Annotated in this window: 14 protein-coding genes and 1 pseudogene; 2 read left to right on the forward strand and 13 right to left on the reverse strand. The window is 61.3% G+C overall.

Annotated elements, in window-relative coordinates:
* Window positions 1-55: 55 nt before the first annotated feature.
* Both ACZYGA_RS15785 and ACZYGA_RS15790 read right to left on the reverse strand, forming a co-directional pair.
* On the reverse strand, window positions 56-559 hold the full coding sequence (locus ACZYGA_RS15785; protein ID WP_479399542.1) for a hypothetical protein: 504 nt from the start codon (window positions 557-559) through the stop codon (window positions 56-58).
* 3 nt (window positions 560-562) lie between these two features.
* Window positions 563-871: a hypothetical protein gene (locus ACZYGA_RS15790; protein WP_479399543.1), complete on the reverse strand. Its 309-nt coding sequence runs from the start codon at window positions 869-871 to the stop codon at window positions 563-565.
* A 700-nt stretch (window positions 872-1,571) separates the two neighbouring features.
* Here ACZYGA_RS15790 and ACZYGA_RS15795 point away from each other — a divergent pair.
* Window positions 1,572-2,156, forward strand: a complete 585-nt coding sequence (locus ACZYGA_RS15795) for an NAD(P)H-dependent oxidoreductase (protein WP_176503883.1) — start codon at window positions 1,572-1,574, stop codon at window positions 2,154-2,156.
* 161 nt (window positions 2,157-2,317) lie between these two features.
* Here ACZYGA_RS15795 and ACZYGA_RS15800 read toward each other — a convergent pair whose 3' ends face one another.
* From ACZYGA_RS15800 to ACZYGA_RS15815, 4 genes are all read right to left on the reverse strand, one after another.
* The gene (locus ACZYGA_RS15800) at window positions 2,318-4,297 is read right to left on the reverse strand and encodes a TonB-dependent receptor domain-containing protein (protein WP_479399545.1); all 1,980 of its coding nucleotides are present in this window, start codon (window positions 4,295-4,297) and stop codon (window positions 2,318-2,320) included.
* Between the two features lie 173 nt (window positions 4,298-4,470).
* Window positions 4,471-5,988: a PepSY-associated TM helix domain-containing protein gene (locus tag ACZYGA_RS15805; protein ID WP_479399547.1), complete on the reverse strand. Its 1,518-nt coding sequence runs from the start codon at window positions 5,986-5,988 to the stop codon at window positions 4,471-4,473.
* Window positions 5,989-6,099: 111 nt separating this feature from the next.
* Complete coding sequence (locus ACZYGA_RS15810; protein ID WP_479399548.1) at window positions 6,100-6,573, reverse strand: hypothetical protein; 474 nt, start codon at window positions 6,571-6,573, stop codon at window positions 6,100-6,102.
* Window positions 6,570-7,241, reverse strand: a complete 672-nt coding sequence (locus ACZYGA_RS15815) for an SCO family protein (protein WP_479399549.1) — start codon at window positions 7,239-7,241, stop codon at window positions 6,570-6,572. The genes ACZYGA_RS15810 and ACZYGA_RS15815 overlap by 4 nt, the downstream gene beginning before the upstream one ends.
* Window positions 7,242-7,496: 255 nt before the next feature.
* Here ACZYGA_RS15815 and ACZYGA_RS15820 point away from each other — a divergent pair, with 255 nt between their 5' ends.
* Window positions 7,497-7,919 carry a VOC family protein gene (locus ACZYGA_RS15820; protein WP_077371280.1) on the forward strand — a complete coding sequence of 141 codons (423 nt, stop codon included), beginning with the start codon at window positions 7,497-7,499 and terminating at the stop codon, window positions 7,917-7,919.
* Window positions 7,920-7,971: 52 nt separating this feature from the next.
* On the opposite strand, the gene ACZYGA_RS15825 is transcribed toward ACZYGA_RS15820, so the two are convergent.
* From ACZYGA_RS15825 to ACZYGA_RS15855, 7 genes and pseudogenes are all read right to left on the reverse strand, one after another.
* Window positions 7,972-9,138: a hypothetical protein gene (locus tag ACZYGA_RS15825; protein ID WP_479399551.1), complete on the reverse strand. Its 1,167-nt coding sequence runs from the start codon at window positions 9,136-9,138 to the stop codon at window positions 7,972-7,974.
* Between the two features lie 50 nt (window positions 9,139-9,188).
* Entirely contained in the window at window positions 9,189-10,070 is an 882-nt protein-coding gene (locus ACZYGA_RS15830; RefSeq protein WP_479399552.1) for a type II secretion system F family protein, read from the reverse strand.
* A complete protein-coding gene (locus ACZYGA_RS15835; protein WP_479399554.1) occupies window positions 10,067-10,930 on the reverse strand; it encodes a type II secretion system F family protein in 864 nt (287 codons plus the stop codon). Before ACZYGA_RS15835 ends, ACZYGA_RS15830 begins: the two co-directional genes overlap by 4 nt.
* A gap of 1 nt (window position 10,931) precedes the next feature.
* On the reverse strand, window positions 10,932-12,242 hold the full coding sequence (locus tag ACZYGA_RS15840) for a CpaF family protein (protein WP_479399556.1): 1,311 nt from the start codon (window positions 12,240-12,242) through the stop codon (window positions 10,932-10,934).
* A 122-nt stretch (window positions 12,243-12,364) separates the two neighbouring features.
* Window positions 12,365-13,132 carry a tetratricopeptide repeat protein gene (locus tag ACZYGA_RS15845; protein ID WP_479399558.1) on the reverse strand — a complete coding sequence of 256 codons (768 nt, stop codon included), beginning with the start codon at window positions 13,130-13,132 and terminating at the stop codon, window positions 12,365-12,367.
* A gap of 33 nt (window positions 13,133-13,165) precedes the next feature.
* Window positions 13,166-13,939, reverse strand: a pseudogene (locus tag ACZYGA_RS15850) (type II and III secretion system protein family protein).
* A gap of 5 nt (window positions 13,940-13,944) precedes the next feature.
* On the reverse strand, window positions 13,945-14,964 hold the full coding sequence (locus tag ACZYGA_RS15855) for a pilus assembly protein N-terminal domain-containing protein (protein WP_479399559.1): 1,020 nt from the start codon (window positions 14,962-14,964) through the stop codon (window positions 13,945-13,947).
* Window positions 14,965-15,083: the final 119 nt, after the last annotated feature.

Consider the following 15,083-nt stretch of genomic DNA (forward strand, 5'->3'; position numbering starts at 1 on the left):
TAACGTTATATAGATACGACAGAAGAGCAGCATTTGGGCATGATTCAGCGGGCCGTTACGGCGTAGATAGCGCCCCTGGTGCGAGAACCCAACGGCCAGCCACTTCAAGCCGCCCGATCAGGGCACTCGTGAATAAGGTGGGTTTAAGGCTCTCAACCTCTTGGAGATCGCGTTCTTTTTGAGCAGCAATAGCGTCAGCGTCTTTTTTGAGTCGCTGCAAATCTAACGTCTCACGATCTATTTTATGGAATGCTGTTTGTGTCTCCTCGAGCTGACTGATCGCACTAGTCAACTCAAGCTCCAAGGATTCACGCCGCCTATCCAATCCTGCTATCGCATCTTCCAAAGTGCCAAAATCTTCGGCTTTGCGGTCAAGATCAGCGCGCTTGGCGTCCAGGTCGATAGCCTTCTCATGATACTCAACACGAATGGCAAGTTCTTTTTTCTTCAACTCTTTCACAAGCCTTTTACGCTTTTCACGTGAATATACAAGAATGGAGCCTATGGGGACCCCGTAGAAAACAAGAAAAGCAATTATCATCCCGATGTTATCGCCCATAATTCACCTCAAAAATTTCGCGATGGCATCCTGCTTAGCAGATGCACGTTCTTGTTCTCGGTTGGCTAACGCCTCTTTACCCGTAATAGCTTCATCTTTCCAGAATTGCTTTTGGTTCCGTAACTCTTCACGGGCTGCTTTTTCGATAAACTTCTGACTTTCTTTCGCTTGGCGTAATTTATCTCGCTCAGCGCGTGCAAGTTCGCGTTCATGCTGCTGGCGTGCGCGCTCTTCTTTACGAGCTATCCGTGCTTGCTCCAGTTCAGCTCTACGTTCCTCTTGCTCTATCTGTCGGCGATAGCGCTCCCTCACCCGATTGGCAGCCTGCTCTTGACGATCCAGCTCTCGTTGTCGTCGTTGACGGTCTTTCTCTATTTGCTTTGAAATTCGATTGAGAGCTTTAGCTGTCTTGACAACCGATCTCAGTCCACTTGATCTCCTCGCCACACCATCCCTTCAATATTTTTCCCTCAACCGTCATTCAACTATAACGCTCCCGTTTCGTATAAATCTTACCATTAATAAATATATAAACTCATTAAATAATCAAAGCCTGACATGTTTTTTCGCGCAGGAGGATTCCCGCGTACTTCATATTAACCATTGGCACCAACCTACGGACTCCATAGTTAGTAGGGATAATATTGATCCCAGCGAGAGAGTCATGGCCGAGAAGCTATTGGCACATAAGCATATCCTGTTCAACACAACCTAATACTTCAGCGCCTGATCTTGACTAGCCACAATCGATACCTCATCGAGACAGTCGGCTGAGTCAAATACCCCATCGCAAGGCAAGTAATGTCGATACCAAGATCGCGAGCCCTCAGTTGTGGATCAGGAGAACTGAGCGATCCACGAGTCGTCGATTCTCATGGCATGAAGAGACGCTGCATCCGGATTGTTGCACCTACAGCAAAGGTGTTTTACATCAGCGCCGCTTTATCAATGACTTGCAAACGCTCATGCTGTGCTCCATTGCTGAAAAGCCAACAGTTCTGGAGTTCATTGCATGAAGATTCTATTGATCAACGGCGGCAAGGCTTTTGCCCATTCCAATGGCGAGCTCAATGCGACCCTGCATGAGCTGGCACGCGGTGAGCTGGCCGAGCTGGGCCATGAGGTGCGCGAAACCGTCATCGTGGAAGGCTTTGACGCCAAGGCGGAGGTGGAGAAACAGCTGTGGGCGGATCTGATCATCTACCAGACCCCGGGTTGGTGGATGGGCCTGCCGTGGACCGTGAAGCAGTATCTCGATGATGTCCTGACAGAAGGCCATGGTGCCTTGTATGCCAGCGATGGCCGTCACCGCACCAACCCGACCCAGGGCTACGGCACGGGTGGCTTGATGCAGGGCCGCAGCTATATGCTGTCACTGACTTGGAATGCGCCCCTCGAAGCCTTTGATGAAGCGGGCAACTTCTTCGAAGGCAAAGGCATCGATGCCGTCTACTATCCCGTGCACAAGGCGATGGAATTCCTGGGTATGTCGGCACTTCCGACCTATCTGGCCACTGATGTGATCAAGAATCCCGATCTGGAGGCTTACACGCGGGCCTATCGTGAGCACCTGCGCGAGCACATCGGCCGCGCCTGAAGGCTCGGAGGAGAACCCTCCAGCGCTGAGAGCCATCAAGCTGTAACTTGCCTTGAACAAGAAGCCCGCCATCGGTCATGTTTGACGGCCGATGACGGGCTTCTCGCGCTCTAGCGGATAACGACCAGCGTCCAGCGCTCCCTGTTGCAGTGACGCGGACCTCAGAAACTCCAGCGGGCATGCGTCCAGAAGATCCGCCCGGGCTCATTGACGCGCACGTCGCCTTGCAGCGGATCATCGTAGAAGCGATTGACATGGTAGGCGTAGGCCTTGTCGAACAGGTTAGAGATGCCGGCGCTCAGCTCGATGGCGTCAGTGACACGATAGCCCCCTTCCAGCCCGACGATGCCGAAACCTGCCGTCTTCTGTTCGCTGTCGGAGATGCGTGATTGGCGTGCTGCCGTATCGAGACGTGCACCGGCCCACCAGGCATCGGCGTCATAGCGTGTCGCCAGATAGCCATTGAACGGTGCCACCTGGGACAACGGCGTGCCATCGCTCAGGTTGGTGCCGTGGGTGGCGGCGACGCCTGCCGAATGCCGCCAGCCATGCTGCTGCCAGTTGGCCTCGAGCTCGAGACCATAAATCTCGGCTTCGACATTGTCATAGGTGGTCAGCGAGTCCCCTTCGCGCAACTCGATCCAGTCATGCACCCGGTTGTAGTAGGTGTCCGCCGAATAACGCCACGCGCCCTGCCTGACTGCCACGCCCAGTTCGAGCTGCTGATGGATCTCGGGCTCAAGCTCGGGATTGCCCAGCCAACCGTCAGTCTCGGACTGGCGGTTGTAATAACGCTCGGTGGCGGTAGGGAAGCGCACGCTGCGACTGAGCGCCGCGTAGCCTTTCACCTCATCATTGACACGATGCTCCAGGCGCGCCAGCGCACTGAGCTCCCCATCCCGCTGACTGGCCTCGACATCCTCTCCGTACTGATCCCGCCAGGCGGAGATGGCCGAGGCATTGCTGCCCACCACCTCATCGGCATCTCGCGCATCGCTGAGGGAGACATCGTAGCGTGCACCGGTCACCAGACGATTGTCCTGATCCAGCGTGGTATCCAGTTCCGCGAACACCCCACCGCGCGTTCGCACGACATCCGGCCAGGTCTGACTGTCCGAGAGGCTGTCCAGTGACATGCCCATCCGGGAGTCGGCGTTGCTTTCCAGACGCTCGGCGTCAGCGCCCAATGTCAGTGTCGCGTCACGCCCGGCGACGGTCAGCGGGATATCGCCCTGGGTGCTGGCATACCAGGTCTCGGTGGTCGCGCTGGAGAACATGGCCATGTCGCTCATATCCATGTCCATGCCCGAGCTCATGTCCATGCTCGATCTGGAATCGTCAACGCCACGCAGGGTGACGTTGTCCATGTCGTGCACGACGCGAGCATGGTTGATCTGCGATTCGGTATGCGAGAAAGGCCCGACGTTGTCGATGGTCAACTTGAGGTACTGGCGGTCCATGTCACTGCGTGGCGCATCCATGGTGGGATAGAGCGCATCGTCGATCCTGACGACAGCGACCCCCGCTTCGATGGCGACATCCTCGGTGGCGAAGGCGCCGACACGGACACTGCCATTGTCGCTACGATAGGCACCAGACTGGGTATCGCCATTGCCATCCTCGTAGTTGTTGCGCTCGGAATGCTCGACGTCCAGCGCAGCCCAGACATCGCCCTGCTTGGCGGTCAGCGACAGCGTCTCGCTGGTGGCATCGTCATTGCTGCGCCAGCCGGCCCCCAAGGTGCCATGCACGCCGTCATCGTTGGTGCGTGATGGCGTGTGACGCGTCACCTCGACGGTGCCTGCGGCAAAGCTGGGACCACGACTGACGCTCTGCGCGCCCTTGTAGAGGGTGAGATCCGACTGACTGCCGGTGGTCGCATAGCCCAGCGTGGTGTCCATGCCGCCGGGGCAGGCCGGATAGAGCGGCGCCCCATCGACCTCCTGAATCAGGCGTTCACCGCCCTGCGCCCGAAAGATGGCCGAGACACCATGACTGCCCAGACGAGAGCCACTGACGCCGTTGACCTCACGCAACTGCTCACCGATATCCAGATTGCCCTTGGCATGCCCCTGGCTTGACTCGACGATGGGGCTGGCCATGGGTGCCTCGGCCTCGACATGCACCAGAAGCAGTTGCAAGACGGAGCTCTTCTCGGCGTGGACGCCAAATGAGGCACTGCTCGCCAATACCGCCGCGACCGTCACTGGCAGACGCCTACGACTGGGCAGACCGCTCATTACCTGCGCGAGCGGAGAAGACGGAAGTGATGAAAAGACAGTTGACGGAAGTGATGGGAAGACGGATGACGGCTTCATGCGCTGGCCTCCGCCGCATCGTGGTGACGAGAGGCACTGACACGAATCCACAGCCAATCGAGCAGGCCCATCACGATCAGCGAGAGGCCGACCAGCGGGAAGATCACCCCGATGATCATCATCAAGCCCCAGACACCGGCGATACGCTTGCGCTCCCTGGGCAGCGGCGGGATACCGATGCCGCCCACCGGACGACGCTTCCACCACATCACGCCTGCCCCGACGCTCATCATCACCATCGCGAGACACGCCATCAGCAGAATCAGCTGATTGATCAGGCCGTACTGCTGCCCCAGATGCACATTGATGCCCCACTCCAGCGCCCGTCCCAATGGCCCATAGTCGGCGTAATGCATGTCGAGCAGCACATCGCCGGAGTAGCGATCCACATGCACGACCTGCTGGCGCTCCAGCGCATCCGGATACACGGAGCCGGTATAGACGCCCTGAGCGGTGCTCGGCAGATTGATGGCATAGCCCGGCGCCAGGCCCTCGCGAGCGAAGATGCGTTCTGCCTCGTCGAGACCGATATCGGCGTGGGCAATCGCGGCAGCGCTCAGTGGCACAGCCGCTTTCACCGGCGCGGAACTTGCGCCAGAGCCGCCGTGACCGGCGTGCTCACCCTCGTCGACAATGGGATCAGCGGTGTCACCCGGCAAGGAAGATAACGGGATAACGGCTTGTTCAAGCGACCAGCTGGTCAATTCCTGATCCACCAGGCGGGCATCCGACATCGGCGTGTTCACGCGCACGCCATCGGGGTACCCATAGTTATGCCCATTGGCCAACTCGTTGACCTTGGCCCCCCAGACCATCGACCACGGCATGCCGGTCACGGCGAGAAACACGATGAAGCCGGCCGCGATGATGCCACACACGGCGTGCAGGTCCCGCCACCACAGCCGGCGGGCCGGCGTGGCCCGCAGCGTGACCACACCCCCTTTCTGGCCCCGCGGCCACCACAGATATAGCCCGCTGAACACGAGCAGGATCGACCACCCGGCAGCGATCTCCAGCGCCGAGTTACCGATCGGCCCCGTGATCGCGAGGCTATGCAGACGACGTACCGTCCACATGATGCTGTCTCGGTAGGCCATCTGCCCCTGGACTTCCCCGCTGTAAGGATTGACGTAGACGGCCTGCTTGCCACTGCCATCGGCCGCCACGATATCGACTTCCGTGGTCAGGTCACGGGCGGGAGATGGCACGACGCGCACCGGCGTGCCCGGAAGACTCGCGAGCGCCTGATCCACCTGCTCGCTCAACGGCAGGCTTGTCACTGCCGGATTCTGAGCACTCTGCGTGACGGGCGTGTTGACCTTCATCAGGTCGGAATGGACGAATTGATCGATGCCATCACGGAACAGGTACAGGCCTCCCGTCACGGAAAGCAGTACCAGAAACGGCAGCACCAACAGGCCGGCATAGAAATGCCAGCGCCATACTGCCCGGTAGATATCGCTGAACCCCCGCCCGGCGCGGCTGGCGGTTCCAGTGTCTGTTGCGGTCTTCATTGCACAAATTACCCATCAGCAGGCGCCCCACGTGCGACGGATCCAGGGTCCGTCGGTCAACGCGGGGTCACCGAACATGGTCTGGAGCCGTCACGACGGCCCCGGAAGCGTTCACGCAAACACTGATGAGAAAGGAGGTGCCCGCCCGGGAGGACGTAGATGGACATCGATCTCCCGTCGGGAAACCGGCAATGGGCGAGGCGTGGCGTCTCGCCCGAGGACTGCCAGCATGAGTACCAGCACGGCGGCGATCAATGCCAGCGTGAAGGCGGCCATGCTGGCCAATGGGCAATCCGAGGCGGCAGAACTGTGGGTGATCTGCGCCTGGGAGCCACTCTCGCGTGCCGCGCGAGTGATCCAGTCGCTGTCCCCGCTGACCCAGTGACCGGCGCCGGGACTCTCGAAGACAGCGTGATCATTCACCATCACCACACGTGGCGCCGCCAGTGGCATCACCAGCATCGCGGCCAGCGCCAGCAACATCACGAAGACCGCGTGGCCATTGGCCGCCGTCAGGCGTGACAGTGCACGGTGGAAGGAGACGGACTCATCTCGAGTCTGGCGCGAGCATGGAGCCGACATCATGAGGCCGACTCCGCTGGCACATCATGCCCTGTGCCCTGATCTATCGAGTCGTGCACCGAGTCGAGCAGCTGTTCGATGCGATCGGCCAGCTGGGCCGGCGTCTGACTGAGCGGCAAGGTATCGCGCAGTCGGCCCTGATCATCGAGGACGAGAATCGCCACGCTGTGGTCGATCATGTAGTCGTCAGCAGGATGAACGGCTGGACCGTGCTCACGCACATGAAACTGGAGGCCCAATCGCTGTGTCAGGGTCTTGAGACTCTGCTCATCGTCCGGGGCCGTGCGAAGGCCTGTCACCGGCAGGTGGAAGGCGGAAAGATAGCGAGTGAGGACAGGCAGGGTGTCGCGGGCGGGGTCCAGGGTCAGGAACAGCGGGTGCAACCTGTGTTGATCCTGAAGGTCCAGGCGCTGCCAGACCATCTGCAGACGCGCCAGAGACAGCGGGCAGATATCCGGGCAATGGGTGAAGCCGGGGATCAACAGGCTCAGATGCCCGGATTCATCACCGGCCAGCGTGCCGGGAGTCAAGGTGCCGCGCGTTGAAGACAGTTCCAGCGTCGTCGGCCAGGCCTCGCGCGGTTGATGGGAGGCATTGAACCCCATCACCAGCACGATCAACATGATAGCGAGAGCACTGAGCCCCATGAGGGCCAGTTTGCGCAGCGACATGAAAGCCCCGGAAGCATGGCAATAAGCGTCACCGCACGATGCGGTGCGTCTGGACGATGGGTCCTGACTCTGTCAGTTGCACGGATGCTAACGGTTCAGTCGTGAGATGCGACAAATGCGACAAGTTGCCACGCCACGCTCGGTGCACGCTGCGATAGCGACAAGCCATCATGACCATCATCAGATTCAAAGTGCGCCGCCCACGGACTGCTACGACACTAGGCTCATTCCCTCCCTCTTGTCATGAGGTCCCCCATGATTCAACGCCTGTCCCTGCACCCAGCCATTCTGGAGGTGCGCGATCTGGAAGCCGCCTGCCGCTTCTTCCAGGAAACTCTCGCCCTGCCCACATTGCTGCGCAACGCGACCAGCGCGACGCTCGAGCTGCATCACGCACCCGATGGGCAGACCAGTGTCCTGTTGTTGCAGTTGAGCGCAGAGCAACCGGATAGCCGCAAATTGACCCTGGAGGTGGATCGCGATGACTTCCCTCACGTCAGGTACCTGCTGCAGGCCCACGGCGCACACTTGATGGAAAGCCACGGCAGCAGCGCCCCGGGCTGTGCTTGGCAGGTCCTGGACTGTGTGTTGCCTGATGGGCATCGCCTGCGCGTGGTCAGCATCAACCCCGAGCGCTGCGCGCCGGTGATCAGCCGAGGTGTCAAGAACGCTCAGTGAAAGACGCGCAGTGAAAGACACGAAATAAAAGACACGCCGATAACTGATGCCGCTAGCGCCCTTCTCCATCCGGCGAGGTTCTGAACCAGACATTGCCTGCGCTGCCTGGTGATCGCAACTGGAAGGGCGCTGCCAGTCCTTCGAGCGCATTGTCGGAGGGATTCTCGGCAGAGGGCACGCTTTCCGCCAGTTGGAAGCCCCCTTCCGCGGAGCATTCAAGCGTGCCGGGGAGCAGGTTCGTCACCTGCTGCAGCAAGGGCTCGATCAGTCCCAGGTCAGTGGTAGCTCGCAATTGATCGAACAGCGAACGTACCAGTGCGGTCACCAGGTCACCGTCTTCCTGAAGCTGCGTGCCTACGGGACAGTACAAGGTCCCCACCTCCACTTCTGGAACACAGACTCCCAGCAGACTACAGGTGGGCAATGCATTCACCGTGCCCAGGGTCGCATCCACCAACGCATCCACCGGGCCGAGGTAGTTGTTGAGAATGTCATCCTGCGCGACGGTCCCGGGGGGTGGCGTGCACAGGTCGAGCACCCCGGTGCTCAAAAGACAGCTGGTATCCGCCGGCGGATTCTGTTGCTCTTCCAGCGTGAACGTCTCGCAAGGCGTCCCCGCGATCACCTTCTGCGATATCCAGCGCGACTGCACGTCCCTGCCGCTGAAAGGACATTGCTGGGGTGTTCCGCGATAGAGAAATCCCGGCAAGGCAGCAGGTTCGCCAGGTCCGATGGCATAGACAGGTCCGCTCTGCAGCGCATGCAGATAGCTGACACTGCCGGCATTCACGTCACCGGCGATATCACGGCTGTCGGTCGCTTCATCACTGGCGGACTTGATACAAGGGTCACCACTGCAGTTGGCAGTGGCGTAATAGAGTAGCTCACGACTGGAGAAGCGGTCATCCCGTATCCCGATCAAGGCGCGACTGACCACGGGAGGCTGGCTGCGATCGAAATACAGAATGCGGGGGGCGTCATGTTCATCGACATCGAAGACCTCACCCAGCGCGCGCCCGTTGGCATCCTCGACCACCAGCTCGCGTGACTGCTGGGTCATATAATGCTTGAAGAGGGCATCCCGTATCGCCGCCAGCCCGACCAGCGAGCCGATGATCAGGATCGAGGTGATCAGGATCAGCTCGATGGTGATGATGAAACCGCCCTGTCTGCCAGGCGAACGGCATGCGTGAGTGACCGACCTCTTATCTGCCGCCATATGCTTTCCCCCGAGATGATTGTGCTTGCGAGGCTGTCGGCCTCGCCGCATTACCACAGCTCTCTCATCAGGATCAGAACCTCCTGAACGCGCAGACTGGCCGGAAAGATCACCAGCACGAAGAACAAGGGGCCGCCGACGAGCAACATCGGAAACAGCGCCTTGACGCTGCGCTGCTGCATCGCCTTGCGCTGGCGCTCGCTCTGTTGGCGCGCCAGCTGGGCGGCAAAGGCTTCCAGCACATTGTGCAAGGGGTTGCCCATCCGGTTGCCCGCCACCAACAACATGGCGAACTGGTGCAATTCGCGGCTGCCAGTGCGCCTGGAAATTCGCGAGGCGGCTTCCTTGAGCGACAACCCGCCTTCCAGTTCTGCACTGAACAGCTCGAGCTCGAAGGCCAGCGGATGGGCAGGCGGCAGTGCCTGACGAGCAGCCTCCCGCAACGATGCGGCCAGCGACAGGCCATGGCGCTGATACGCCAGCGAGACGGCCAGCAGATGGCCCAGCGCCGCGGCGATGCGTGTCTGGCGTTCACGCCGACGCTGCCCCAGCCACAGATGCGGCAGGAGGATTCCCATCAGCAGGCCCGCCAGGCCACCAAGCCCCGCACCCGTCACGCGCAGGACCAGCAAGCCCAGCAGAACGGGCAACATCAGCTGGAATACCCACCACCAGATCACGCGACGCGACTCCAGCCCGGCCTGACGCATGCGCCGACGTGGCGTGAGTGAGCGGCCTTGTCGGATGTCGTCGGGATTGCGCAACAGCTCCTGCAGCACCTGCGCGATGCCGCTCTGCTCCAGACGAACCTTGAAGGTGCTCTGCAGGGCCAGATACAGCGCCAGCAGCGCTCCCAGCACACACAGGATGATGATGTCCGGCAGATAGGCATCGGGGAGCGACCATGACGGCAGCGAGGCAAGGACATTCATGGCTGCTTCCTCATCATGTGACGCAGCCAGGCAAAGCCCAGAATCTGGCAGCACACGGCGCCCAGCAACAGCACGCTGCCCAGCGGGTGCTCCAGCAGCAATCTCAGCCAGTCCGGCTCCTTCCAGAGAATGAAGGGCACGATGGCGTAGGGAAGCAAGGCGATCACCAGCAGGGGGTAGCGCGCGCCGGACAGTTCGGTACGCAGCTGACGGCGCATCTGGTAACGCTCATGCAGCGTGGGCAGCAGAGAGGACAGCAGGCTTGCGAAGCTCATGCCACGCCGCTCGGCGCTGATCATCGCCGCCGTGAACAGTCTGACGCTCTCGCAGGGGTAGAGGCGCAGCATCCGCTCGCAGGCCTCGTTCAGTGACAGACCCATGTCCAGCCGATAGACAAGCTGCATCAGTTCGCGGCGTGAGGCCTTGAGGGACGATGCCCCCGCCAGGCGCAGCCCGTTGCGCAGGTTGTCTCCCAACTTCAGGCTCGCTTCCAGCATGTCCAGCGACTGGATCAGATCCCCCTCGAAGCGGAAGATGCGCCGACTGGCGAATTCATGCAGCAGGAAGCCGACCAGCAACAGGCTCGTCATCAATGCCAGTGAGGCAAGCAACAGATTGCCGGGGAACCAGCCGAGGAAGATCACGAAGATCATCACGCTGCTTCCCCACACGCCCGCCACGAACAGCACCGGCCGCATGCTGATGTCCAGCAACGCCAGCAGGCGCTCGAGACGCGGCATCTCTCGGCGGTGCATCAGCCCGAGCGTGGTATCCGCGCCCATGAAACGCTGCGCCCTGATCATGCTGATGATCAACCACAGGGCAGACAGCGCGATGCAGACCAGCAGCAGGATCAGCATGTCAGTTCCCCTGCGGTGACGGGCCCTGGCACCAGCCATCCCTGACACCGCTTGCCAGGGAGGCCCCGCGCGATGCCAGATGCGCGAGGAAGGCATCCAGCACCTCCGGATCGGCCTGATAGGCGTCTTCATCACATGCCTCACCGGCCGGCATGCCTGCACGACGCTGCAACAGCTCACGAGGACGCGCCTCACCCAGCCAGGCCAGGCTGGCAAGCTGACGGTGGCCATCGGCATCGCGCTCGAGATGCACGATCAGCGCCCCGCTCAGACGCACCATCTCCTCGATCACCTGACGGTCCGGGTGAGCACTGCTCATCAAGGCCAGTGCCAGCATGCGCACCGGCACATCCAGCGCGCCATTGGCATGCAGGGTGGTCAGGCTGCCGTCATGCCCCACCGTCATGGCCTGCAGCATCTCGAAGACTTCACCACCACGTGCCTCGTCGACGATGATACGGTCCGCGCGCATCCTCAATGCCGCGCGCAGAAGCTCCCCCAGCCCCTGTGGGCGCGGCGTGTCTCCGGCGACGGGATAGCTTTCCAGCCTGACGACATGCGGATGCTGCAGATCCAGCTCGGCGCACTCCTCCACGCTCACCAGCCGCTCGCGCGCATTGATGTAACCGGCCAGATGATTGAGCAAGGAGGTCTTGCCGGCTCCGGCACCGCCGCTGATGACGATGTTGAGCCGAGCGACCACGGCCGCTTCCAGCAACGCCAGCAGGCCCGGACTCAAAAATCCGCTGTCCACGAGCCTCGCCCCGGTGAGATGGTGCCGGCGGAACCGGCGAATCGAGACGAGGATGCCATCGGGGGTCAGGGGTGCGCAGACCGCATGCAGACGACTGCCATCGGCCAGACGTGCATCCACGATGGGGTTTGAGGCATCCAGGTGCTTGCCGAGCGGCGCGATCAGGCGCGCGACGAAGCGCTGCAGATGCGCCTCGTCATCGAAACTGAGTGAGGTGGCCTCCAGTCGCCCGCCTCGATCCACCCAGATCTCATCAGCGCCATTGACGAGGATGTCACTGACGCTCTCATCACTCATCAACTCGGTGAGCGGACCGAAACCACAGAGATCATTGGTCAGACTGGCCAGCAGTCGCTCGCGACTGGGCCCATCGAGCTGGATCTGGTACTCCTCGCAGAGCACGGTGAGCGAGGAGGCCAGACGCTGCTTCACCCCTTCCAAGGCAGTCTGGTGATCACCCTCCAGCTCACCCTGGCGCGTCCCAAGACGACGATAACACACGGCCTGTCCCTGCTCATCGGCCAGACGCGTGACCAGTACGCGCTTGAGACGATCCATGATCTCGGGCGCGATCAAGACACGTGTTTCAGCAACTGAGACCTCCTCCTCTACGCTCACCGCGAGGCGTTCAGCATCCTGTGAGGACGCTCGACCACGTCGCATGCGTGACAGTGCGCCGTTCATGAGGAAATTCTCATCCCACCAGCCGCTGCCTTCAGGGCATCGCCCCGACAGTGCCCTGCCGTCGCCAGGCGCAGCAGATGGGCACGTGCCGGTTGATGGTCCTGCCTGCTGGCCAGACTGGCATCGAACTGACGGCAGGCGTTCGCCAGATGCCCCTGCGCCTCATTGATCAAGCCACGGTGATACTCCACCCGCCAGGCCGGCGCCCCGAGACGCGAGGCCAGCGTCAACTGCTGCTCGGCATCGTCATAACGCCCCTCGACATAGCCCACCGCCGCCAGCCCTTCATAGAGACCGGCATAATTCGGGTGCAGCAACATGCCACGTTCAAGCACGTTGCGCGCCAGGGTCGTGTTGCCCTCTTCCAGCGCCAACTGACTGCGCAGCACGAAGGTCTCCGGCGAGTGCGAGGGCCCGATGCTCATCTGATCGAGGAAGAACTGGGCCTTGTCTCCACGCCCCGCCGCATGACTTAGCAAGGCATTGAAGTACAGGACTGCGGGATTGCGCGGGTACTCGACATGCAACCGCTCCGCTTCCCGCAGCAGGCGCTGACAATCCACCATCGGGCTCGCCACATCCTCAAGCTCCAGACAGGTTCCGCCCTGCACCATCAACTGCTGATAGCGCTCATTGAGGTACTCGAGGCGATCTCCGGCATCCGGGCGAGACTCCCGCATGCTGTCGATGGAGCCACAGCCAGCCAACCACCCCACCATCACGCCCAGTACCCCAAGACGACACACGGATTCACGAATGTTCATGACGGACTCCTCAACGCGAAGATGGCAGACGACTCAGCGGCATGTCGGCAAGACGGCTGGCACCATCCGGGAAACTCCACTGGGCGACTTCATTGATCGGCTCCGTATCAAGGTGGGGGTCACGATGATGACCAGCTCCTTGTCGACATCGGAACGATTGAAGGAGCGTGTCATCCAGCCGAGCAGCGGGACATCACTGGCGCCGGGCACGCGGTCTTCCTAGGCACTCATGTCACGCGAGACGAGTCCGCCCAGAATCAGCGGCTGCCCGTCGCGCAGGCGCGTGGTGGTGCGCAGGCTGCGCACGTTGAAGGCGGTGCTGTTGAGTTCGGAGCCGGTGCTGTCGGCAATCTGCTGAGTCAGCAGGGTGTCCGGCGTCGAGATGGTAGGCAGCACATCCAGCGTGATGCGATCATTCTCGTCGACCAGAGCACGCACGCTGAGCTGGACCCCGAACGACTTGAAGTCAGTCCCGCTGAACACCCCGTTGGTGTTGGCGCCCAGGGTGTCATCCTGGCCCACGCCGGAAGGCGCGAAGGCGGAGGGAACCGGAATCTCGCCGCCGACCTGGAAGACCGAGCTCTCGCCGGCCAGTACCGTCAAGGTCGGACGCGACAGCGTGCGCGAGATGCCTTCGTTCTCCATCAGGCTGAACAGCAGGTCAAAGGCGATGTCACTGCCGCCGATCTGCAGGTTATTGATCAGGGTGCCATCCAGAATCTGCAGGGCATTCTCGAGCCCCGAGGCACCGGCGGCGCCGGTCTCGCCCAGCGCCAGCGGACCACTGGCGTTGTAGCCGTTGGTCATGATGCTCAGGTCCGGACGCCACCACCGACACCACTGCTGGAGGTGATCGAGCCTCCGTAGCCCCCGGCGCGAGCGTTGTCCCCCATCAGCGCCCCGGACTCATCCGCCAGCACATCGATCCCCGCATCACCACCGGCCAGCGGACTGCCCCCGACGACGCGCGCCGCGACGTTCAGAATCCGCGTCAACGCCACCTGATCACGCACCTCCCCTTCCAGCAGGAAGGTGTCGAAGAGGTCATTGGGCATCTCACCGAATTGCAGCCGCCTGACCGTGACCTCCTCTCCCCCCAGCGACGCGCTGGCCTCCTTGAGCTTGTCGGCAATCGGCTTGGGCTTCTGGGTCACCTTGATGAGGTTGATGACCGGGCTTGCCATGCTGGTGCTCATGCCCATCGTCTGAGCTCCTGCCGGCAGCCCCATGGCGGCTGCGGGCTGGGCGGCGCCACGCTGACCGGAGAGCAGGTAATCCATCGCGGCCTGCTGGGCGGCCTGGCGATAGTCTGCCGTGGGCACCTTGCCGCGCATCACCAGTACAGGCCTGTCCGGGGCGGAATGAATGGAGATGGAGGGGTGAATCTCGCGCAGCGCACTGCCCAGGACACTCAGATCCGGGCTCACACTGAACAGAAAGGATTCGTTGCTGCCATCGGCGTACCACACCATCACCGTGGTACGACCGACTTCCTTGCCCAGCATCAGGACTTCACGGCCGCCGATCACCTCGACCTCGATGATGCTCTGCTTGCCGACGGCAATGCGTTCGATGTCCTTGCCGAAGGCCAATCGCGCGTGTGTCCACTGCACCAGAGTGCGCGAACGGGAACTGCCGCTGCTGTAGGCCGTATCCACATTGATGAGCCCGGCGGCGGGGAGATCACTGCCGGCCAAGGCCGGCTTTCCCACGGCAAGGGGAGCATTGTCCATCTCGGCCGCAATGACGAGATGACTTGTGCCGGCACTGAAAAGTGCCAGGCACAACAGGAGACGAGGGGTCTCGGGAAGAAGAGTGGAAAGCTTGTTCATGGGCGCTCCGGGGTAAGGCTGATCTCGAGGATCACGCCGAGACCGCTGATCCAAGAAAGACGTTTTCGGTATTCCTTTCACGAATCGTCGGGCATCAGATGAGGAAAAGGCCCTGTCTC

It is taken from the genome of Cobetia sp. BL01 (assembly GCF_056493605.1).